The sequence below is a fragment of the Pseudomonas sp. MD330_10 genome (genome assembly GCF_042610415.1).
In the GTDB taxonomy this organism is placed as follows: domain Bacteria; phylum Pseudomonadota; class Gammaproteobacteria; order Pseudomonadales; family Pseudomonadaceae; genus Aquipseudomonas; species Aquipseudomonas rhodesiae.
In genome coordinates, this window is the sequence record NZ_JBHGZU010000007.1 from 1 (window position 1) to 22,072 (window position 22,072).

Below are 22,072 nucleotides of genomic sequence, written 5' to 3' on the forward strand. Positions count from 1 at the left end.
CAATCGGGGGCAAGCCCCCTCCCACAGTAAGGCTGTTCGATGTTGTTGCTGACAGCGGTGATCGAGCCCATGAAACAGCGATGAGCCCTGGTCATGTGAAATCAAAAGCTGGGAGGGGGATCGATGCTGGTGCTGGCAGCGGTGATCGAGCCCATGAAACAACGCTGAGCCTTGGTCATGTGAAATCAAAAGGTGGGAGGGGGCTTGCCCCCGATAGCGGTGTGTCAGACCCGGATGTTCAAACTGACCCACAGCCATCGGGCAAAGCCCCCTACATAGATATCCGCACTGTGTTGCCCTCGGGTATTTGCCATAATGGCGCCCGTTTTCGTACTTCCCAATAGGCCCGATATGCAGGAAAACGCCCACACCCCCGTCAAAGACGCCGCCCCCACCGGCACCCAGACCCTGTTGCGTGGCCTGGGGGTGGTGCAGGCGGTGGCGGCGGGTGCGCGGGATCTGAAAGAGATCGCCAAGCGCATCGGCACCACTCGCAGCACCACCCACCGCCTGGCCAGTTGCCTGGTGGACGAGCGTTACCTGCGTGTGGTGCCGCAAGTCGGTTACCTGCTGGGGCCGAAGTTGATCGAGTTGGGGTTCCAGGCGCGCGAAGAGTTGCCGCTGGTCACCCTGGCGGTGCCGTACCTGGACGAACTATCGGCGCTGACCGGCGACACCATCCACTTGGCCATCCGCGAACACGACGATGTGCTTTACCTACACAAGAACCCTGGCCGCTACGGCCCGGAAATGCGCTCGCGGGTCGGCCATCGCATGCCGTTGGCGCGTACCGGGGTGGGCAAGGCGATGTTGCTGGATGATTCGGTACAGGAATGGCAACGCTTGTACGACGCCAGCCTGCCAGCAGGCGGGAAGAATCTGCAGTGGCCCCACCATCCTGAGCAATCCTGGGCGCAGTTCGAGCAACGCATGCACGAGTACGTGGCGGGCGGTTATGCGTTCGATCTGGAAGACAACGAACCGTCGATCCGTTGCGTGGCCGCACCGGTGCGCGATGCCAGCCGGCGGATCGTCGCCGGCATCAGCATCGCCAGTACCGTGCCCTACATGCCGCTGGAAAAAATGGCCGAGCTGATCCCTGTGATCAAACAGGTTGCAGCACGGCTGTCGGCGGAGTTGGGCGCGAAGGCCTGATCAGACCTTGAGGGTCGCCATGTCGATGACAAAGCGGTACTTCACATCGCCGGCGATCATGCGGGTGTAAGCCTCGTTGATTTGGCGGATGTCGAGCATTTCGATATCGCAGGTGATGCCATGCTCGGCACAGAAATCCAGGACTTCCTGGGTTTCAGCAATACCGCCGATCAACGAACCGGCCAGCACTTTGCGCCCCAGCACCAGTTTGGCGGCATTGACGGGCGGGTCCACCGGCTCGATCAGGCCCACCAGAATATGCACGCCGTCAAAACGCAGGGTATCGAGGTAGGGGTTCAGGTCGTGCTGCACCGGGATGGTGTCCAGCAGGAAGTCGAAGTGCCCGGCGGCGGCTTTCATTTGCTCGGCATCGGTGGACACGATCACATGATCGGCGCCCTGGCGGCGACCTTCTTCGGCCTTGCTCGCGGAACGGGTAAACAGCGTCACTTCCGCGCCCATGGCCTTGGCGAACTTGATGCCCATGTGGCCCAGGCCACCCATGCCGAGAATCCCGACTTTGTCGCCAGCCTTGACCCCGTAGTGTTTGAGCGGTGAGTAGGTGGTGATGCCCGCGCACAGGATCGGCGCAGCGCTGGCCAGGTCGAGCTTGGCCGGGATCTTCACCACAAAATGTTCGCTGACCACGATGCTGTCGGAGTAGCCGCCCATGGTGTTGCTACCGTCCACGCGGTCGGGGGTGGCGTAGGTCATGGTCGGGCCTTCAAGGCAGTATTGCTCCAGGTCCGACTGGCAAGCCTGGCACTGGCGGCACGAATCGACCATGCAGCCCACGCCCACCAGGTCGCCGACTTTGTGCGCGGTGACGCTGGCGCCCACGGCGGTGACTTTGCCGACGATCTCGTGGCCGGGCATCAGCGGGTAGACGGCGATGCCCCACTCGTTGCGCGCCTGGTGAATGTCAGAGTGGCACACGCCGCAGTACAGAATCTCGATGGCCACGTCGTCGGCCCGTGGGCTGCGACGTTGGAAACTCATGGGGGCGAGGGGAGTGGTGGCCGACTGGGCGGCGTAACCGATGGCGGTGTACATGCAGAGAACCTCGCAAAAACAATGACAAGTGAGGCGGGCCATTGTCCCCATCGACTTGGTTGGCGGCCATGGCGATTGCTCCGAGTCTTATGCCTAAAGCTCCGGGGGAGCAGCTAAAAGCAGCAAGCTACAAGCCGCAAGCTATAAACTGCGCGCTCTCTTGCAGCTTGAGGCTTGAAGCTTGCTGATGCTCAGATCTGAAAACTCCCGAGAACTGCTTTTATGCTATTGACCCGCCATCTCGACGCCAACGCCACGTTGGTTTCCTTGATCGAGGGCCTCACGACCCGTGACGGTTTCTCCCCGACCCACTTGCCTGGCGTACAGGTTTTGCGTGCCAGTTGTGATGTGGCACGCGGCCCGCAGATCTACGAGCCGAGCCTGATGTTCGTGGCCCAGGGCAGCAAAGTCGCGTACCTGGGCCCGCGTACGCTGGAGTACGGCGCCGGGCATTACTTGATCCAGGCGATGCCGGTGCCGTTCGAGTGCGAGACCTTTGCCATGGCGCCCGGCGCGCCGTTGCTGGGGGTGACGGTGGGGATCGACCGCGTGGTGCTTGGCGAGCTGGTCATGGCCATGGGTATTCAGGCCGGACCACCGCCCACTGCGCAGACATTGGCGTCGATGAGTTCGGTGGTGCTCGACGACGCGATGCGAGGTTGCGTCGAGCGACTGTTGCAGTGCCTGCACGATCCGCTGGAAAGCCGGATCATCGGCCCGTCGCGGGTGCGCGAATTGCTGTTCACCGCCTTGCGCGGGCCTCAGGCCGATGTGCTGCGCGCATTGGTGGAGCAACAGGGGCAATTCTCGCGCATCGCCACTTCGTTAAATCATCTGCATGCCCATTACGCCGAGCCGCTGAATATCGAGACGTTGGCCGGCTTTGCGCACATGAGCGCGTCGACCTTTCACGAGCACTTCAAGCGCTGCACGTTGTTGTCGCCCGTGCAGTACCTCAAGCGTTTGCGGTTGTTGAAGGCGCAGCAGTTGCTGCTGGTGGACGGCATGGGCGTGGCGCAGGCGGCGCACAGCGTGGGGTATCAGAGTACGTCGCAGTTCAGCCGGGAATATAAGCGCTACTTTTTGCGCAATCCGGGTGAAGAGCGTGCGGCGTAGTGAGTTCAGGCGAAGACACAATCCAAAGGTGGTAGGCGGGCTTGCTCCCTTCCACACAGGACTGATGTTGACTATAAAAAAGGCTCCCATGTGGGAGCCTTCGCTGGCTTACATATTCGGGTAAGTCGGCCCGCCAGCGCCTTCCGGCGTGACCCAGGTGATGTTCTGCGAAGGGTCCTTGATGTCGCAGGTCTTGCAGTGCACGCAGTTCTGGGCGTTGATCTGGAAGCGCTTCTCGCCGTCTTCCTGGGTGATCACTTCATACACGCCGGCCGGGCAGTAGCGTTGCGCCGGTTCATCGTAGAGCGGCAGGTTGGTGCCGATCGGGATGCTTGGGTCTTTGAGCTTCAAGTGGCACGGCTGTTCTTCTTCGTGGTTGGTACCGGAGATGAACACCGAGCTGAGTTTATCGAAGCTCAGTTTGCCGTCGAGCTTGGGGTAGTCGATCTTCTGGCAGTCCTTGGCCAGCTTAAGGCAGGCGTAGTCCGGCTTGGTGTCGTGCAGGGTGAACGGCATTTTGCCGCCCAGGATGTTCTGGTCGAACCAGTTGAAGCCGGCACCGATGATCGGGCCGAACTTGTGCATCGCCGGGCCGAAGTTGCGGCTGGCGAACAGTTCTTCGTACAGCCAGCTGGCTTTGAAACTGTCGACGTAGTTGGTCAACTCGTCACCGCCTTCGGACTCGGCGAACAGACGCTCGGCCACGGCGTCAGCGGCGAGCATGCCGGACTTCATGGCGGTGTGGCTGCCTTTGATCTTGGCCACGTTCATGGTGCCCAGGTCGCAGCCGATCAGCGCGCCACCCTTGAAGACCATTTTCGGCAGCGAATTAATGCCGCCCTTGGCCAGTGCACGAGCACCGTAGCTGATGCGCTTGCCGCCTTCCAGGTACTGGGCCAGCACCGGGTGATGCTTGAGGCGCTGGAACTCATCGAACGGCGACAGGAAGGTGTTGCTGTAGGACAGGTCAACGATCAGGCCGACGACCACCTGGTTGTTTTCCAAGTGATAAAGGAACGAGCCACCGGTGTTCTCGTTGCTCATGATATCCAGCGGCCAACCGGCGGTGTGCACCACAAGGCCTGGCTGATGCTTGGCCGGGTCGATTTCCCAGATTTCCTTGAGACCGATACCGTAGTGCTGGGCGTCGGCATCGCTGTCCAGCTTGAAACGCTGGATCAGTTGCTTGCCGATGTGGCCACGGCAGCCCTCGGCGAACAGCGTGTACTTGCCGCGCAGTTCCATGCCGGGGGTATAGACGCCGTCTTTCGGCTTGCCTTCGCGGTCGACGCCGAGGTCGCCGGTGATGATCCCGCGCACCACGCCGTTTTCGTCGAACAGCGCTTCCTGGGCGGCGAAGCCTGGGTAGACTTCCACGCCGAGGTTCTCGGCCTGCTGGGCCAGCCAGCGGCATAGATTGCCCAGGGAAATAATGTAGTTGCCTTCGTTGTGCATGGTCTTGGGCACAAAGAAGTCAGGCACCTTGGTCGAGGTATCGCTGCTGCGCAGTACATAGATGTCGTCGCGCACCACGGGGGTGTTGAGTGGGGCGCCGAGTTCTTTCCAGTCCGGGAACAGTTCGTTCAGGGCGCGTGGTTCGAACACGGCACCGGAGAGGATATGGGCGCCGACTTCAGAGCCTTTCTCGACCACGCAGACGCTGATTTCCTTACCGGCTTCGGCGGCCTTCTGCTTCAGTCGGCAGGCGGCGGACAGGCCAGCCGGGCCAGCGCCGACGATGACCACGTCGAATTCCATGTATTCGCGTTCCACAGGCTATCTCCTACTCAAGGCTCAACAGGCTTTTTTTCTAATGGATGGAGGTTCGGCATCGTCTTACAGCAACGGTAAGACCCACCGTTCTCTCTAGGTGGCGCATTATATATAGACCACTGTCAGCGTCCAATACAAACGTTTGTTTGAATTGCCCGCAGGCTAGGTAAATCAAAGCAACGCGGCTTATGACTGACCATTTTGCCGTATTGACCAGAATAGGCGTTCCGGTCAAGATACGGTCGGTTTTGCGCTTACCGTAGGCAGACAGCGGGTTTCAAGAGCACGTCCAAAAGCAACGCAACGGTAGAAACGGCAGGTACGCGTGCAAAGAATGGCACGCAGTCTACACGCCGCGATTAAGAATGACCTCCCAGTCACCCCTGACGAACGGTCGTCACTTGCGTCGGTTTGCCGCTGCTGAGGTTTTTGGAGGTGCCCTTGTGTGCCGATGAGCATCAACCGCCAGGTTCGCCTAGGCGACTTTCTTTTCACCGGAGAGTAACGAGGAATCCATGAAGGTTCTTGTAGCTGTCAAACGCGTTGTCGATTACAACGTGAAAGTTCGCGTCAAGGCGGACAATTCCGGCGTCGATCTTGCTAACGTCAAAATGTCGATGAACCCTTTCTGCGAGATCGCTGTTGAAGAAGCAGTGCGTCTGAAAGAGAAAGGCGTTGCGACTGAAATCGTCGTGGTGTCCATCGGCCCAACCACCGCTCAAGAGCAGTTGCGCACTGCCCTGGCCCTGGGCGCGGACCGCGCCATCCTGGTCGAGTCTGCCGAGGACCTTACCTCCCTGGCCGTGGCCAAGTTGCTCAAAGCCGTTGTCGATAAGGAACAGCCTCAGCTGGTGATCCTCGGCAAACAAGCTATCGACAGCGACAACAACCAGACCGGCCAGATGCTGGCTGCACTGACCGGTTACGGCCAGGGCACCTTCGCTTCCAAGGTCGAAGTAAGCGGCGACAGCGTTGCTGTGACCCGCGAAATCGACGGCGGCGCCCAGACGGTTTCCCTGAAACTGCCGGCCATCGTCACCACCGACCTGCGTTTGAACGAGCCGCGCTACGCGTCCCTGCCAAACATTATGAAAGCCAAGAAAAAGCCGCTTGAGTCGCTGACTCCGGATGCCTTGGGCGTTTCCACCGCCTCCACCAACAAGACCGTTAAAGTCGAAGCGCCGGCTGCACGCAGCGCGGGCATCAAGGTCAAGTCGGTGGCCGAACTGGTCGAGAAACTGAAAAACGAAGCGAAGGTAATCTGAACATGACTATCTTGGTAATCGCCGAACACGACAACAAGGTGCTGGCTCCGGCCACCCTGAACACCGTGGCTGCCGCCGCTAAGATCGGTGGCGACATTCACGTACTGGTCGCCGGCCAGGGCGCGGGCGCCGTGGCTGAAGCCGCTGCAAAAATCGCCGGTGTGAGCAAGGTTCTGAACGCTGACAACGCCGCCTACGCGCACCAGCTGCCAGAAAACGTTGCGCCGCTGGTCGCCGAGTTGGGCAAGGGCTACAGCCACATCCTGGCCGCCGCCACCTCCAACGGCAAAAACATCCTGCCACGGGTTGCCGCGCAGCTGGACGTTGACCAGATTTCCGAGATCATCTCGGTCGAAAGCGCTGACACCTTCAAGCGCCCAATCTATGCCGGTAACGCCATTGCCACCGTGCAATCGAGCGCTGCGATCAAAGTGATCACCGTGCGTGCCACCGGTTTCGACCCGGTCGCCGCCGAAGGTGGTTCGGCCGCTGTTGAAGCGGTTGCGGCTGCCCACGACGCCGGCACGTCCAGCTTCGTCAACGAAGAACTGGCCAAGTCCGACCGTCCTGAACTGACCGCTGCCAAGATCGTCGTTTCTGGCGGGCGTGGCATGCAGAATGGGGACAACTTCAAGCACCTGTACGCCCTGGCCGACAAGCTGGGTGCTGCGGTTGGCGCTTCCCGCGCGGCCGTCGACGCAGGTTTCGTACCCAACGATATGCAGGTCGGCCAGACCGGCAAGATCGTTGCGCCACAGCTGTACATCGCCGTCGGTATCTCCGGCGCGATCCAGCATTTGGCCGGTATGAAGGACTCCAAAGTGATCGTCGCGATCAACAAGGACGAAGAAGCACCGATCTTCCAGGTAGCCGATTACGGTCTGGTAGCGGACTTGTTCGAAGCCGTACCTGAGTTGGAGAAGCTGGTCTAATCCAGTCGCTTCACTTATAAAGGGCCCGGTCGTATGACCGGGCTTTTTTATGCCCGGCTTTTTTGAAAATTGGAGAACCGTGCCATGGACCTGCGCCCTTGGACCGCACTGCTGGGTATCACACTGTTGCTGCCGACCCTGTCGCTGGCTGCCGGTAAATGTGATCGTCTGGTGATTACCGGCAGCCCGGATGCACCGCCGCTCTTATGGCGCGACCCGCAGGACCCCACGCACCTGATCGGTGCCACTGCCGATGTGTTGCAGCAAGTCGCCAGTGACCTGGGGCTGAAAATCGACCTGCTCTACGGCGGCAAGCGCACCCTGGCTTCGGATGAAGCACGCAGCGGACGCATGGATATGCTGGCCGATGCACCGCTTAATCTGGCGGAGCTGGACCACTTCGACTATATCCATCCGGCCCTGATGCAGACCGATTATCTGGTCTGGACGCGCAAGGATTCGGCGCTGGCCTATGCCACGGCCGCCGATCTTCACGGTCATAAAGGCGCCATTTCCGAGCGTGCGCGCCTAAGCCGTGAATTTGAAACCTTCGCCAATCAGCAACTGACCCTGCAACGCTTTCCCACGTTGACGCCTGCGTTTCAAAAGTTGTTGCTGGGGGAGGTGGAATATGTGCTGGCCGGTCGCTATTCCGGCACCGCCATGGCGCAGTCGCTGGGTATGAGCAGCGACCTGGTCGCCCGTGATGTGCCCGTCGATCAACCTGGCCTGTACCTGGCGATTTCCCACAACTCGGCCTGCAATGATCCATGGCTGCGCGGACAGCTGGCCAAAAAGATGACAGAATTGGCCGGGTCCGATGGGGTACAAGCCGCTCTGCAGCGCAATATCGAGCGCTGGAAGGCGCAACTGCAACAATCTGTCGGCACCCCAACAAAGTAGGGATTTTCAGTGACTCTTCGACCTCTTTTCGCGGCCCTCGCCGTTGTCGCTCTGGCGGGATGTGCAGCCGATCCTGCGCCGAATGAACAAATACGCCTCACCCAGCAAGCCCTGGAACAGGCCAGTGCCGTCGGCGCCAATGCCGATGAATCCCCCGAGTTGAAGCTGGCCGAGGACAAATTCGCCCAGGCCAAGGCCGATATGGCCGAGCAATCCTTCAAGGATGCGCGCATGCAAGCCGAACAGGCCGAGCTGGATGCGCGGCTGGCCGAAGCCAAAGTGCTGACTCGCAAGAGCCAGGAACAACTGAACGTGCTCAATACCCGTATCACGCGCCTGCGCAAGCAATTGCAATTGGGAGACGCCCAATGAGCCCGATGATCCGAGGTGTGAGCTGCGCAGTGCTGCTAGGCAGCGCGTTGCTGGGCGGATGTGCCAGCCACCCGAGTGGCGAGCAGGCCTTGCAACAGGCGGGGAGCGACTTTCAGAAGGTCAAGGAAGACGCCAATGTGTTGCGCATCGCGCCCAAGGACGTGATTCGCGCGGGTGAATCCCTGGCCCGCGCCGATCGCTTGTCCAGCTACTGGGGCAGCGGCGCCGACGTCGTGCACTACGCCTACTTGAGCCAGCGCTACAGCGCCATCGCCCGCGAACACACCGAACAGGCACTCAATGAAGAACGCGGCGCCAAGCTCGAACTGGAACGTCAGCGCCTGCAACTAGCCCTACGCGAAAGCAAACTGAGCAGCGTGCAGCAACAGGGCAAATGGCTCGAAGAGCAGATCGCCAGCCTGGCTACCACCCAGACCGATCGGGGCCTGGTGATGACCCTGGGCGATGTGCTGTTCGACACCGGCGAGGCGGAACTGAAAAACTCGGCCAACCGCACCGTGCTCAAGATCGTGCAATTTCTGCAACTGAACCCCAAGCGCGTGGTGCGCATCGAGGGTTACACCGACAGTACCGGTGGCGAGCAGGAAAACCTCAAACTGTCCCGTGACCGCGCGCAATCGGTAGCTGATGTGCTGGTAGACCTGGGCATCGACGAAAAGCGCATTCAGGTCGAAGGCTATGGCGACCAGTACCCGGTGGAAGCTAACGCTTCCGAGCGCGGCCGCGCGCAGAACCGTCGCGTAGAAATCGTGTTTTCCGATGCCAAGGGCCAACTGGGCGCCGCCCGCTAAAGCCTTACGCTGGTTAAAAATGTGGGATGGGGGCAAACCCCTACCCACATTTTTTTTGCACGAGCCTGAATATCCTCAGCGCCACCCTTACAGTTTTTGCTATCACTGCCCGTCGTGCTCGACTATTGTGGCAACTGTCCCCGTACACTTCTAAACTGTGCCGGTATGTTTCACACAAAAATAAAATGCCCGTGAAATCGAGTGCTGCGACATGACCAATCTCTTGCTGTACCAACGTATCGCTCAGCAACTGGCTGAGGATATCCGGCGTGGTGTCTATCAACCGGGCGAACGCGTGCCTTCGGTACGTAAGATGAGTTCCCAGCTCAATGTGAGCCACGCCACGGTATTGCAAGCCTATGCCAACCTGGAGGACCAGGGGCTGATCAGGGCGCGACCGCAGTCCGGTTACTACGTGCATCAAACCCCCGCGCTCACCGCGCCCACGCCGGATATCGCACGGGTGGAGCGCCCGGGGCTGGTCACGCGCAGCAGCATTATCCAGCAGGTTTTGGGCGAGTCGCGCCGCGAAGGTGTGTTCCCGTTGGGCGCTGCGGTGCCGAGCGTCGACTACCTGCCGGTGCGCGCCCTGCATCAGCAATTGGCCAAGGTCACGCGTTTCCAGAGCCCGCGGGCATTCAGCTATATGTTCAGCCCCGGCTTCGAGCCGTTGCGCCGCCAGGTGGCGATCCGCATGCGCGATGCCGGCGTGGTGGTAGACCCTTCCGAAGTGGTGATCACCCACGGGTGCGTCGATGCGTTGCAGATGTCACTGCGTGTGCTGACCCGCCCCGGCGACCTGATCGCGGCGGAATCCCCCACTTATTACGGCCTGCTGCAACTGGCGGACCTGCTGGGCCTGAAGGTCATTGAGATCCCCAGCGACCCGGCCACCGGCATGAGCCTGGAAGCCCTGCAACTGGCGGCCAACCAATGGTCGATCAAGGCGCTGGTGCTCACCACGCGGCTGAGTAATCCCTTGGGTGGCACCATGCCTGAGGAGCGGCAGAAACACCTGCTGCGGTTGGCTTCGGATTTCGATATCCAGATCGTCGAGGACGATATCTACGGCGAGCTGATGTTCGAGCTGGGCCGCACCAAGGCCCTCAAAGCCTATGACCGCCTGGACCGGGTGATCTATTGCTCCAGCTTCTCCAAAACCTTATCCCCCGGCGTGCGTATCGGTTGGATGATTGCCGGCAAGTACCAGCAGGAAATCCAACGTTTGCAGATGTTCAGCACCCACTCGGCCTGTAGCGTGACCCAAATGGGCGTGGCGGCATACCTGGAGAACGGCGGTTATGACAGGCATTTGCGCTACATCCGCCAGGAATACCGCAAGAACCTCAGTGCCTTCCAACTGGCGGTGCAGCAGTATTTTCCGGAAGGCACACAGATGACCCGTCCCACTGGCGGTTTTATCCTGTGGGTCAGTTTGCCCGGACGGGTCAATACCCAGGAACTGCATGTGCGTGCCTTGCAGCAGGGCATCAGCATCGCGCCCGGGTTGATCTTCAGTAACACCGAGCAGTTCAACCACTGCATCCGGCTTAACTGCGGTACGCCGTGGAACCGCGAGGCAGAGCGGGCGTTGATGACCTTGGGGATGCTGGCCAGTCAGTTGTGCCAGGAGACCGCCGCCGGATTTTAAGGCACGGCCGACATACACAATGGGCACATTGCCGATAGCTGGCTAATCACCGAGCTTGTCATGTTGCCCTCAACAGGCGAGCATGTGGCCTTCTGCCGTTAATGCTGTAGGCGATATGACCTCGATGTTCCGAGCTGTTTTGGTGATTGGCCTGTTAAGCCTGTGTAACGTCCCCACGCTGCTGGCGGCGACTCCCGTGAGCGAAAGCAAGCCCGCGGCGAGCGCACAGAACACTAAGCCGGCGCCGGCTAAGACGGCCGCTTCTGTGAAGAAAAACGCCGCCAAGAAACGCGCGGCGGCCAAAAAGGCCAAGTCTGCCCACGAAGTGGCCGAGACCAAACTGCCGCCGGCCCAGTTGGACCTGTCATTGCCTTCGGACATGGTCAGGCACTTGCAGCCGCTGGGCACCATGCCCCAGCCCAAGAGCGTGCCGTTGCTGCCGCCGATGTTCGCTGAGAAGCCCACCGACAATAGCGCTTTCCAGATTAACGGTCGCCTGCTCAGCAACGAAATGCGCCTGCAATTGCGCAACGAAGAGCGGCGTGATGTTGAGGGCGCGGCGCTGGATTTCGAATTCAAGCAGTAAACTTTTCCTACCAAGTGACTCGACGTTTCGACCATCTGTCGCAGACTGGTCAGTCACTTTCTTTTTGTGTGAAAAACCGCTGTTGGACCATTTTAAAACGGCTGTTTAAGGGCGTACTCTAGCCCGGCCATCCTATTGAGTCGTCGAGGACCTGCTGGTCATGAAATGCCGTGAAGGCTGTGGCGCTTGCTGCATCGCCCCCTCCATCAGTTCGCCGTTGCCCGGCATGCCCAATGGCAAGCCGGCGGGTGAACGCTGTATGCACCTGTCTGTCGAATTGCTGTGTCAACTGTTCGGCCAGCCGGAACGGCCGGCGGTGTGCAGTGATTTCAAGGCTGATATCGAGGTGTGCGGCACCGACCAGGCCGATGCGATCCGTTTGATCGGCTGGTGGGAACAGATGACGGCGGCTTGATGGGCTTTACTCTCGGAACTTGAACAATAAGGAATACAACAATGGGTTCGCTGAAACGAATGGCTGTGGTGTGCGGCTTTACCGTGTTATTTGCGGCCACCGCCCAGGCTGAAGAATGGGTGACCGCCAAAGACGACGACGGCATCAAGGTATCCCTGAGCGAAGTTGCCGGCTCCAAATACAAGGCGTATCGCGGTGTAACGGTGATCAAGGCGCCCGTGGCCAAGATCGTCGCTATCCAAGAGGACGTGGTTGGCGCATGTGCCTGGATTCATGAGTGCAAGTCGCAAAAGCTGATCGACAGCAAAGGCGACGAGGCCTGGACCTACACCCAGTTCAACACGCCATGGCCTGTGACGCCGCGTGACTCTTATACCCACGTCACCTCCACCAAAGCGGCTGACGGTAGCGTGACCCGCAAGCTGGAAGGCGTGCCGACTTACAAGCCTGAGGAAAAAGGCTTCGTACGTGTGGCCCAGGTCGAAGGTTTCTGGAAACTGGTGCCAAAGGGCGCTAACGAAACCGAAGTGACCTACCAGGTGCACACCGAGCCAGGCGGCAGCGTGCCTTCGTGGCTGGCCAACAAGTTCGTGGTCGACGCGCCGTTCAACACCCTCAAGGCGCTCAAAGCCCGCGCGGAAAAATAAGCGCGATTGATCGGGTGCTTCCTGCCTTGGGTGGAACGTTTGGCGAACCCCCAAGGTCCAGATAAAGGTGAGCCCACACACGGGTTTTATCGAGGAGGCACCGATGCAAACGTGGCAAATTACCTTCGTTGATGATCACGGCGAAAAATCCGTAGAGCAGTTCACCTGCGAACAAAAGCCCAGCCTCGAAGACGCTGCGCATATGATTCGCAGCAAACTGGTGCCGGTCGCCGCCGAACTCGACCTCAATGACCTTGAGGGGCGCAAGCCAGAGCCGACGGTCAAGATCCTCAAAGACCAGAACAGTATCCAGATTCTCGACATTTCTCCCGCCGCCTGAATATTCCCTGTCCTCCACCCAAGCGCCTCTGGTGGAGGCGATTGCTTCGCGCTACTCTGCAAACGAGATCAGCGAATGAATCGCTAAGGTCTGGTCTTGTCAGCTACATGCTTGTTTTCCAGCGGTGAAACCATTGCCGTAGTTCCCGTGCCAGTAAGGCGCGGGCTTCGGGAAGCACGGAAAGTCTATCCATCGTATTGAGGAGCACTTTTCATGAGCACAGCCTATCAAGAAGACATCAGCACCCACGTTCTGCGCCGCATGAAAGAAGGCGGTTTCGATTTTTCACGGTTTCATCCCATTGAGTTCTACGCGATTTTCCCGGACGAAGAACGGGCGCGCAGAGCAGCGGGCGAATTTCGTGGCGAATCCCTGAACGCTCAGGTCAGCGCGCGCGATGATGGCGCCTGGTACTTGGAACTGAGCAAGATCATGTCTGCAACCTACGACGGCATAGGAGACTTCGAGCAAGACTTTGAAGCAGTGGTCGAGCCCTTGGGCGGCATTATCGAGGGCTGGGGCGTCAAGCAGGAGGTGCGGGGCCGGCCGATGTAATTGTGCGTCTTCCACATCGTTAGCAACGCAGCGTATCGGCTGACCTTCGGGTCGGCCGATTTTGTTTGCGCCGGCGCGAACCCCGGCGGAACTTGCGGGCTCTTTTCATGCACCAAAAAAAAGCCACCCAAGTAGGGTGGCCGAAGGGAAGAGCGGAGCGCTGAAGGTCTGTTCAGCAGATGGTGGCGATTATCCGCAGCTATGGCGGGCCAGTGAAATCAACTCTGACTATGCTCTTGATAGTCAAAGCCCGCATTACGATGAAGCGCGCCACGACACACCAGGCATTCGACGCACCAGGAAGGTGCGATTAACTGCCTGGGTCTATTCAACTCACTGATTTTTAAGTGTTTATGCCGATGGCACGGGCCTTGCGATGGTTCTTGCGTCCGGGTGACAAGGAGTACGGCATGATCCGCACTTATTACGACGAAATGTACGACGGGGCAGGGCAGGTCCGCCCCCATTACCGCGAGTTCGCCCGCTGGTTGGCCCAAACCCCTGATGAACTGCTGGCCCAGCGCCGGCGCGAAGCCGATTTGCTGTTTCACCGCGCCGGGATCACCTTCACCCTGTACGGGGACGAACAGGGCACCGAGCGCCTGATCCCTTTCGACACCATCCCCCGCAGCATACCGGCCAGTGAATGGCGGACTATCGAGCGTGGCTGTATTCAGCGGGTCAAGGCGTTGAATATGTTTCTCGCTGACCTTTACCACGAGCAACGCATCATCAAAGCGGGGATCATTCCCGCCGAACAGGTGCTGGCCAACGAGCAATACCAATTGGCAATGCAGGGCCTGAACTTGCACGGCAATCTGTATGCCCACATCGCCGGGGTCGATCTCGTACGCGATGGCGACGGCACTTACTACGTGCTGGAAGACAACCTGCGTACACCCAGCGGTGTCAGCTACATGCTTGAAGACCGCAAGATGATGATGCGCCTGTTCCCCGAACTGTTCGCCGCCCAGCGCATTGCGCCGATCGATCATTACCCCAACCTGCTGCTCGATACCCTAAAAAGCGCCAGCCCCCTGGATAACCCCAGCGTGGTGGTGCTGACCCCGGGCCGATTCAACAGCGCGTTTTTCGAACATGCGTTTCTCGCCCGGGAAATGGGCGTGGAACTGGTTGAAGGCGCCGACCTGTTCGTGCGCGATGACCGTGTATTTATGCGCACCACCGACGGCCCCAAAGCGGTGGATGTGATTTATCGCCGTCTCGACGACGCGTTCCTCGACCCCTTGGCCTTCAACCCGGAGTCCATGCTCGGAGTGCCCGGCCTGTTGGCTGCCTATCGTTCGGGCAATGTGGTGCTGGCCAATGCCATCGGTACAGGCGTCGCGGATGACAAGTCGGTGTACCCCTTCGTCACCGAGATGATCCGCTTTTACCTGGATGAAGAGCCGATCCTGCAGAACGTTCCGACCTTTCAATGCCGTAAGCCTGACGAGTTATCCCACGTACTGGCTAACCTGCCGCAGTTGGTGGTCAAGGAGACCCAAGGCTCCGGCGGCTACGGCATGCTGGTCGGCCCGGCCTCCACGGCGGCGCAGATCGAGGCCTTTCGCGCGCGCATCATGGCCAAGCCCCATGCCTATATCGCCCAGCCCACGCTGTGTCTATCCACGTGCCCGACCTTTGTGGAAAACGGTATTGCCCCGCGCCATATCGACCTGCGCCCGTTTGTGCTGTCCGGCAAGGAGACGCGTGTGGTCCCCGGCGGCCTGACTCGTGTGGCCCTGCGCGAAGGCTCGCTGGTGGTCAACTCGTCCCAGGGCGGCGGCACCAAAGACACCTGGGTGGTGGAGGACTGATGCCATGTTGAGTCGAACTGCTTCGGATCTGTATTGGATGTCGCGCTACCTGGAGCGTGCGGAAAACCTCGCGCGCATGCTCGACGTGAGTTATTCGCTGTCGCTGATGCCCCAGGACGGACGCGGCGATGGCCTGCATGAACTGGCGATGCCGTTGTTGATCACCGGCACCCTGGAGGATTACCACGAGCGCCACGGCCAGTTGCACGCCGAGCGCCTGCTGCACTTCTTTGCCCTGGACGCAGCAAACCCCGCCAGTATCTACAGTTGCCTGGGCGCAGCGCGGGCCAGCGCCCATGCGGTGCGTGGGCGAATCACCGCAGACATGTGGGAAAACATCAATGCCACTTGGCTGGACATTCGCGATATCGCCCAGCAAGGCCTGAGCCGTTATGGCATGAGCCGTTTCTGCGAGTGGGTCAAGGAGCGCTCCCACCTGTTCCGTGGCGCGACCTACGGCACCATCATGCGTAATGACGCATTTCGTTTCATTCGCTTGGGGACCTTTATCGAGCGCGCCGACAACACGCTTCGTCTATTGGATGCGCGCTATGAAATGGCCGGCGACCACGCCGACGCGGTCACCGATGGTACGGCTCACGCCTACTACCAGTGGAGCGCGTTGCTGCGTGCTTTGTCCTCGTTCGAGGCTTACACCGAAATCTATCGCGACGCCCCCGGTGCCCGGCAAGTGGCGCAGTTGCTGCTGTTGCGCGCCGATGTACCGCGCTCGCTGCGTGCGTGCAGCGAAGAGATCGACCAGATCCTCGCCAGCCTACCGGGCCTCAATGGCCGCCCGGCGCAGCGCCTGGCCGCCGAGATGGATGCGCGCCTGCGCTTCACCGCCATCGATGAAATCCTTGAAGAAGGCCTGCATGCCTGGCTGACCGACTTTATCCCCCTGGTCCGCCAATTGGGCGATGCCATCTACCATTCCTACTTGGAGGCGGCATGAGACTTTCCATCAGCCACGAAACCACCTACCACTATGAAGACCAAGTGCGCGCCAGCATCCAGTACCTGCGCCTCACGCCCCACGACAGCGAGCGCCAGCATGTGCTCAGCTGGCAACTGGATCTGCCGCGCCCGGTGCGCGCGCAGGTCGACCCGTTCGGCAATATCCTGCATGTGCTGACCCTGGATGAGCCCCACGACGCCATCATCATCGGCGCCCGTGGTCAGGTGGATATCGATGAGTTGCGCGAGGCCGAGCACGAGCAACAGTCGGCCTATCCATTCCTGCGCGGCACTCGCCTGACCGAGGCCGATGAAGCCCTGCGCGGGTTCGCCCAGCAGCAGTGCGGCCAACGGCGCGACCGCAGCGCCCTGATTGATTTGATGCACGCACTCAACGAAACCATGGTCTACACGCCTGGCGCCACTGAAGTCGACACCTGCGCCGCTCATGCTTTCGCTGGCCGTGCGGGGGTATGCCAGGACCATGCCCATGTGTTCCTGGCTTGCGCGCGCAGCCTGGGGATTCCTGCGCGATATGTGTCGGGGTATTTGTACAGCGAAGACAGCAGTCACTTGGCCAGCCACGCCTGGGCCGAAGCCTGGCTTGACGACGCCTGGTACAGCTTCGACGTGACCAACCGTCTGGCACGTCCGGAACGCCACTTGAAACTGGCCGTGGGCCTGGATTATCTCGATGCCTGCCCGGTACGCGGCATGCGCCGGGGTGGCGGGCATGAACAGATGCACGCCAAAGTATCCGTGGCGCCGATGCCGGTCATTTCAGTCCAGCAGCAATAACCAGCCTCCACCGTGAAGCTCACCCGCCAAACGAAGGTGAGCGCTGAGCTTTACGGCTGCTTACGCCCCGCCATGTGCTTCAGATAGCCCACCAGCAGGTCCAGTTCATGGTCCGGCAACACGCTGGCGGTGAACGCGGGCATTTTTGCCTGTGGCCAATGCCGTAGGCTTTGCGGATCACGGATGTAGCGCTTGAGGAAATCGGCGGCGAAATATTCCGTAGGGTTGAAGGGAATATTCAGGTCCGGTCCCACCTGCGCATCCCCCGCGCCATTGAGGCGATGGCACGCCAGGCAGTTTTTCTGGAACAGTGCAAAACCCTGATTGATCGGGTCATCGGCTGCGAGTTTCGGGTCGGGTAGGAGGGCGGGAAAGCGCTCCGCCACGGTTTTCAACTGTTTGATGCTGGAAATTTGGAATGGCCACTGTTCGGGGCTGATAGGCCCGGCCTGTGGGTCGGTCCACACCAGATAGAACGGACCTGCGCTAGGCTTGCCGTCGGCCAGTGCCGGCCATGGCTGCGCGGGGTCTTCCACGGCCAGCCAGGCGCGGGCACCGTGGGTTTGCAGCAGTGGGCCAGCGCTCAGCTCGGCGGCGAAGCCATCCAGTGCAACGGCTTGCACATGGTGTTCCGGCTTAAGACCCGGCAGGAGTAGCGCCAGCGGCACTGCGCGATACGTCATGGTGCGCTTGTAGGAAACGTCATCAACGATATGCACAGTTTGCGCAGCCGGATGCTTGAGCAGGTCGGCGCTCTGCCAGGTCTTGCTGGCGTGGTCGAGTTCGATGGTCAGGGACGCCGCCGTGACCGGCAGGGCAAACAGCACGAGGAGAAGGGCGAAGATCGGTTTCAAGAGGAAGGCCCGGTAATAAGAAATGGCGAAAGCGCTCACGATACCGGAAAACCGCGCGTAAAAAGACAGCCCCTGCCATAGGATCGCGCACGGCGAAGTCCCGGCAGGTGCTGCCAAAAGCTGCAATCCTGATGCGATAAATGCCCAGAATTCGGGGGCTGAAGGGTCACCCAATCACCTTGGTGAGGTTGGGTAGGATCAGTATCAATGTGGTGGCGAAGAGAATAAGTCCCGCCTGACGTACTTTCGAATGCTTGAACATGGCTGACTGCCTTTTGTTGTTATTCCTGAGCGTCAAATGCGTGCCGTGGTCGTCCAGTATGGCGCTATGACGTGTCGCTTTTCTTACAGCCGCTCCGGCAAAACCCGGCAGCAACGTCTTACTGATTGAACCTTAGAGCCCTCGTTCTTCGTGGCTTAGATCCATTTCGTATCAGCTAATACGAATTCGCGCTTAAAACGACATGAGGCATAACGCCATCTTGGCGCCAATGCCTTGGCTAGACAGCTAAAACGATTAATCCGGCAATTAGCTTAGGCACCTACCGTTCGTCCGAGCATGAGGGTCAAAGGCAATGAGCGCATCCGTCATTGAAACCGTGTCAATCGGGCTTAAGGTAAGGGCACACACGCACGCGGTTCGAGGACGTCATGACCCAAGCTTTGATCTTTGATGCCATACGCACACCCAGGGGCAAGGGCAAGGCCGACGGCGCCTTGCACAGTGTCAAACCGGTCAACCTGGCCGCCGGGTTGCTTACGGCGCTGGCGCAACGCAACGACCTCGACACCCAGCAGGTGGATGACATCGTGCTCGGCTGCGTCACCCCGATCGGTGACCAAGGCGCGGATATCGCCAAGACTGCCGCACTGGTCGCCGACTGGGCCATCAGCGTCGCCGGCGTGCAGATCAACCGCTTCTGCGCCTCAGGCCTGGAGGCGGTCAACCTGGGCGCGATGAAAGTGCGCTCCGGCTTCGAAGACTTGGTGGTGGTGGGCGGCGTCGAGTCCATGTCCCGCGTGCCCATGGGCAGCGACGGCGGCGCCTGGGTTCTGGACCCGCAGACCAATCTGCACAGCCATTTCACCCCCCAGGGTGTTGGCGCGGACTTGATCGCAACGTTGGAAGGTTTCACCCGCGAGGACGTCGATACCTTTGCCTTACACTCCCAACAGAAAGCAGCCAGGGCCCGCGCGGACGGTTCCTTCAATAAGTCGTTGATCGCAGTGCAGGACCAAAATGGCATTGTGCTGCTGGATCACGACGAATTTATCCGCGCCGAGTCCACCCTCCAAGGGCTCGGCCAGCTCAAGCCCAGTTTCGAGATGATCGGGCAGATGGGCTTCGACGCCACCGCGTTGCGGGTCTACAGCCATGTGGAGCGGATCCAGCATGTGCACACACCGGGCAACAGTTCCGGCATCGTCGACGGTGCCGCGTTGATGCTGATCGGCTCAGAGGCCAAGGGCCGTGAGCTGGGCTTGCACCCACGGGCGCGGATTGTTGCCACTGCGGTGACCAGCACCGACCCCACCATTATGCTCACCGGTCCCGCGCCGGCCACCCGCAAAGCCTTGGTCAAGGCCGGTTTGCGCGTGGAAGACATCGACTTGTTCGAAGTCAACGAAGCCTTCGCCTCGGTGGTGCTCAAGTTCATCAAGGACATGGGTATCGACCCCGCGCGGGTCAACGTCAATGGCGGTTCGATCGCCATGGGCCACCCGTTGGGCGCCACCGGCTGTGCGATTCTCGGTACTTTGCTCGACGAATTAGAGGCACGCCAGCTGCGCTATGGCCTGGCCACCCTGTGTGTCGGCGGTGGCATGGGCATCGCCACTGTGATCGAACGTCTCTGAGCCCAAGGAATTAGTTATGACCGATGCCATTCGTTACGAAAAAGGCCAGGACCAGATCGTGGTGCTGACCCTTGACCTGCCTGGCCAGAGTGCCAACACCATGAATGCCGTATACCGCGAGGCCATGGCCGCCACCGTCGCACGTCTTGAAGAGGAAAAGGACCACATCGCCGGTGTGGTTATCACGTCGGCCAAGAAGACTTTTTTCGCCGGTGGAGACCTCAACGAGTTGATCGCCGTCGACAAGGCCGATGCCAAGGCGTTCTACGACGGCGTGCGAGTGCTCAAGGCGCAGTTGCGTCGCCTGGAGGCCCTTGGCAGGCCGGTGGTGGCCGCCATCAATGGTGCGGCGCTGGGCGGTGGCTGGGAGATTTGCCTGGCCTGCCATTACCGTATCGCGCTGGACGAGCCATCGGTGCAACTGGGGTTGCCGGAAGTCACCTTGGGTCTGCTGCCCGGAGGAGGGGGCGTGGTGCGTATGGTGCGTTTATTGGGCTTGGAAAAAGCCCTGCCGTATTTGCTGGAAGGTAAAAAAGTACGCCCGCAACAAGCATTGCAAGCCGGTTTGATCCATGCGCTGGCCACGGACCGCGACGCGATGCTGGCCCAGGCCCGCGCCTGGATTCTTGCCAACCCCGAGGCCAGACAACCCTGGGACAACAAGGGTTATCAGATCCCCGGCGGCACGCCGTCGCACCCCAAGGTCGCGCAGATGCTGGCGATTGCGCCGTCGATCCTGCGCAGCAAAACCCAGGGCTGTTTCCCGGCGCCGGAGAAAATCCTCTGTGCCGCTGTGGAAGGCGCTCAGGTGGATGTCGACATGGCTCACCTGATCGAAACCCGCTATTTCACTGAATTGGTCACCGGACAAGTGGCCAAGAACATGATCGGCACCTTTTGGTTCCAGCTCAATGACATCAATGCCGGGCGTTCGCGCCCCGCAGGTATTGCACCTTATGTGACACGCAAGCTCGGTGTACTCGGCGCGGGCATGATGGGGGCGGGTATCGCTTATGTCAGCGCCTGCGCGGGGATCGACGTGGTGCTCAAAGACATCAACCTGGCGGCGGCCGAGAGGGGTAAAGCGCACGCGGCGGCGCTGCTGGACAAAAAGCTTGGCCGTGGGCAAGTGAGCGCCGAACAGCGCGAAAGCATCCTCGCGCGAATTTTTCCCACCCAGGACGACAGCGACCTGGCCGGCTGTGACCTGATCATCGAAGCAGTGTTCGAAGACCGTGAACTCAAGGCCAAGGTGTCGGCCGCCGCCCAGCGCGTGGTGGGTGCCGATGCGGTGATCGCGTCCAATACTTCCACCTTGCCCATCACCGGCCTGGCCACGGCGGTGCCGGACCCCGCCAAATTTATCGGTCTGCATTTCTTCAGCCCGGTGGACAAGATGGCGTTGGTGGAAATCATCAAGGGCGCACATACCTCGGACGAAACCCTGGCCCGTGGTTTTGATTTCGTACTGCAGATCAAGAAAACCCCCATCGTGGTCAACGACAGCCGTGGATTCTTCACCTCACGGGTGTTCGCCACCTTCACCAATGAAGGTATCGCCATGCTTGGCGAGGGCGTGGCCGCGCCGTTGATCGAGACTGAGGCGCGTAAGGCCGGGATGCCGGTGGGGCCGCTGGCTGTGTCCGATGAAGTCTCACTCAGCCTGATGAGCCATATCCGACAGCAAACCGCCAAGGATCTGCTGGCCGAAGGTCAGGCGGTGCTGGCTCATCCAGCCACGGCGGTGATCGAGCGGCTCGTCAATGAATTCAAACGGCTGGGCAAAGCCGCTGGCGGCGGTTTTTATGAGTACCCCAGTGGCGGGCAGAAATATCTGTGGCCAGAGCTGAAACAGCGCTTCGAGCGGCCCGAACAACGGATCTCGGCGCAGGACGTGCGCGACCGGTTGCTGTTTATCCAAGCCATCGAAACCGTGCGCTGTGTGGAGGAGGGGGTGTTGATGTCCACGGCGGACGCCAACGTGGGCTCGATCTTCGGCATCGGTTTTGCGGCATGGAGTGGCGGCGCATTGCAATTTATCAATCAATACGGCCTGAACGACTTTATCGCTCGCGCCCGCTATTTGGCCGAACAGTACGGCGAGCGGTTCACGCCGCCGGCACTGTTGTTGCAAAAAGCCGCGCGAGGGGAGAGTTTCGTATAGGTGTGGCGGGGGCTTGCTTTGCAGGTAGGTTTGCAGGCAGGCTTGAG

The 22,072-nt window shown here is 60.2% G+C and carries 22 protein-coding genes; 19 read left to right on the plus strand and 3 right to left on the minus strand.

Annotated features, from left to right (window positions below; all coding sequences use genetic code 11):
- Both ACFZPT_RS12940 and ACFZPT_RS12945 read left to right on the plus strand, forming a co-directional pair.
- On the plus strand, positions 1 to 344 hold a 344-nt coding region (locus ACFZPT_RS12940; RefSeq protein WP_379555455.1), incomplete at its 5' end, for a hypothetical protein.
- Positions 345 to 351: 7 nt separating this feature from the next.
- Positions 352 to 1,155 (plus strand): IclR family transcriptional regulator, encoded by an 804-nt coding sequence (locus tag ACFZPT_RS12945; protein WP_034099772.1) that lies wholly within the window; start codon positions 352 to 354, stop codon positions 1,153 to 1,155.
- Here ACFZPT_RS12945 and ACFZPT_RS12950 read toward each other — a convergent pair whose 3' ends face one another.
- Positions 1,156 to 2,208, minus strand: coding sequence for an NAD(P)-dependent alcohol dehydrogenase (locus ACFZPT_RS12950; protein ID WP_034099771.1), 1,053 nt, complete (start codon positions 2,206 to 2,208; stop codon positions 1,156 to 1,158).
- Between the two features lie 222 nt (positions 2,209 to 2,430).
- Between ACFZPT_RS12950 and ACFZPT_RS12955 the strand changes: the two genes are divergently transcribed.
- Positions 2,431 to 3,324 (plus strand): AraC family transcriptional regulator, encoded by an 894-nt coding sequence (locus ACFZPT_RS12955; protein ID WP_034099770.1) that lies wholly within the window; start codon positions 2,431 to 2,433, stop codon positions 3,322 to 3,324.
- Between the two features lie 108 nt (positions 3,325 to 3,432).
- On the opposite strand, the gene ACFZPT_RS12960 is transcribed toward ACFZPT_RS12955, so the two are convergent.
- The gene (locus tag ACFZPT_RS12960) at positions 3,433 to 5,097 is read right to left on the minus strand and encodes an electron transfer flavoprotein-ubiquinone oxidoreductase (RefSeq protein WP_379555454.1); all 1,665 of its coding nucleotides are present in this window, start codon (positions 5,095 to 5,097) and stop codon (positions 3,433 to 3,435) included.
- A 515-nt stretch (positions 5,098 to 5,612) separates the two neighbouring features.
- Here ACFZPT_RS12960 and ACFZPT_RS12965 point away from each other — a divergent pair.
- The 14 genes from ACFZPT_RS12965 to ACFZPT_RS13030 all read left to right on the plus strand — a co-directional run bounded on the left by ACFZPT_RS12965 (position 5,613) and on the right by ACFZPT_RS13030 (position 17,150).
- Positions 5,613 to 6,362 carry an electron transfer flavoprotein subunit beta/FixA family protein gene (locus ACFZPT_RS12965; RefSeq protein WP_034099768.1) on the plus strand — a complete coding sequence of 250 codons (750 nt, stop codon included), beginning with the start codon at positions 5,613 to 5,615 and terminating at the stop codon, positions 6,360 to 6,362.
- Positions 6,363 to 6,364: 2 nt separating this feature from the next.
- Positions 6,365 to 7,294 carry an electron transfer flavoprotein subunit alpha/FixB family protein gene (locus ACFZPT_RS12970; protein ID WP_034099767.1) on the plus strand — a complete coding sequence of 310 codons (930 nt, stop codon included), beginning with the start codon at positions 6,365 to 6,367 and terminating at the stop codon, positions 7,292 to 7,294.
- A gap of 84 nt (positions 7,295 to 7,378) precedes the next feature.
- The gene (locus tag ACFZPT_RS12975) at positions 7,379 to 8,197 is read left to right on the plus strand and encodes an ABC transporter substrate-binding protein (protein WP_034114853.1); all 819 of its coding nucleotides are present in this window, start codon (positions 7,379 to 7,381) and stop codon (positions 8,195 to 8,197) included.
- A gap of 9 nt (positions 8,198 to 8,206) precedes the next feature.
- Positions 8,207 to 8,569 (plus strand): DUF4398 domain-containing protein, encoded by a 363-nt coding sequence (locus ACFZPT_RS12980; RefSeq protein ID WP_034099765.1) that lies wholly within the window; start codon positions 8,207 to 8,209, stop codon positions 8,567 to 8,569.
- Positions 8,566 to 9,381, plus strand: coding sequence for an OmpA family protein (locus ACFZPT_RS12985; protein WP_034099764.1), 816 nt, complete (start codon positions 8,566 to 8,568; stop codon positions 9,379 to 9,381). Before ACFZPT_RS12980 ends, ACFZPT_RS12985 begins: the two co-directional genes overlap by 4 nt.
- 211 nt (positions 9,382 to 9,592) lie before the next feature.
- Positions 9,593 to 11,032, plus strand: coding sequence for a PLP-dependent aminotransferase family protein (locus ACFZPT_RS12990; RefSeq protein WP_034099763.1), 1,440 nt, complete (start codon positions 9,593 to 9,595; stop codon positions 11,030 to 11,032).
- A gap of 115 nt (positions 11,033 to 11,147) precedes the next feature.
- The gene (locus ACFZPT_RS12995) at positions 11,148 to 11,618 is read left to right on the plus strand and encodes a hypothetical protein (protein WP_034099762.1); all 471 of its coding nucleotides are present in this window, start codon (positions 11,148 to 11,150) and stop codon (positions 11,616 to 11,618) included.
- A gap of 160 nt (positions 11,619 to 11,778) precedes the next feature.
- On the plus strand, positions 11,779 to 12,033 hold the full coding sequence (locus tag ACFZPT_RS13000) for a YkgJ family cysteine cluster protein (RefSeq protein WP_099312162.1): 255 nt from the start codon (positions 11,779 to 11,781) through the stop codon (positions 12,031 to 12,033).
- Positions 12,034 to 12,074: 41 nt separating this feature from the next.
- Positions 12,075 to 12,680: an START domain-containing protein gene (locus ACFZPT_RS13005; protein ID WP_034114851.1), complete on the plus strand. Its 606-nt coding sequence runs from the start codon at positions 12,075 to 12,077 to the stop codon at positions 12,678 to 12,680.
- A gap of 103 nt (positions 12,681 to 12,783) precedes the next feature.
- Complete coding sequence (locus ACFZPT_RS13010) at positions 12,784 to 13,020, plus strand: hypothetical protein (protein WP_034099759.1); 237 nt, start codon at positions 12,784 to 12,786, stop codon at positions 13,018 to 13,020.
- 213 nt (positions 13,021 to 13,233) lie between these two features.
- Positions 13,234 to 13,575, plus strand: coding sequence for a ribonuclease E inhibitor RraB (locus ACFZPT_RS13015; protein WP_034099758.1), 342 nt, complete (start codon positions 13,234 to 13,236; stop codon positions 13,573 to 13,575).
- Between the two features lie 410 nt (positions 13,576 to 13,985).
- Positions 13,986 to 15,395: a circularly permuted type 2 ATP-grasp protein gene (locus ACFZPT_RS13020; RefSeq protein ID WP_034114850.1), complete on the plus strand. Its 1,410-nt coding sequence runs from the start codon at positions 13,986 to 13,988 to the stop codon at positions 15,393 to 15,395.
- Between the two features lie 4 nt (positions 15,396 to 15,399).
- Complete coding sequence (locus ACFZPT_RS13025) at positions 15,400 to 16,350, plus strand: alpha-E domain-containing protein (protein ID WP_034099756.1); 951 nt, start codon at positions 15,400 to 15,402, stop codon at positions 16,348 to 16,350.
- Positions 16,347 to 17,150 (plus strand): transglutaminase family protein, encoded by an 804-nt coding sequence (locus ACFZPT_RS13030; protein WP_034114849.1) that lies wholly within the window; start codon positions 16,347 to 16,349, stop codon positions 17,148 to 17,150. The genes ACFZPT_RS13025 and ACFZPT_RS13030 overlap by 4 nt, the downstream gene beginning before the upstream one ends.
- A gap of 50 nt (positions 17,151 to 17,200) precedes the next feature.
- On the opposite strand, the gene ACFZPT_RS13035 is transcribed toward ACFZPT_RS13030, so the two are convergent.
- On the minus strand, positions 17,201 to 18,004 hold the full coding sequence (locus tag ACFZPT_RS13035; RefSeq protein WP_034114886.1) for a cytochrome c: 804 nt from the start codon (positions 18,002 to 18,004) through the stop codon (positions 17,201 to 17,203).
- Positions 18,005 to 18,655: 651 nt separating this feature from the next.
- On the opposite strand from ACFZPT_RS13035, the gene ACFZPT_RS13040 reads away from it, so the two are divergent.
- Positions 18,656 to 19,861, plus strand: coding sequence for an acetyl-CoA C-acetyltransferase (locus tag ACFZPT_RS13040; protein WP_034114848.1), 1,206 nt, complete (start codon positions 18,656 to 18,658; stop codon positions 19,859 to 19,861).
- A gap of 16 nt (positions 19,862 to 19,877) precedes the next feature.
- A complete protein-coding gene (locus tag ACFZPT_RS13045; protein WP_099312164.1) occupies positions 19,878 to 22,025 on the plus strand; it encodes a 3-hydroxyacyl-CoA dehydrogenase NAD-binding domain-containing protein in 2,148 nt (715 codons plus the stop codon).
- Positions 22,026 to 22,072: the final 47 nt, after the last annotated feature.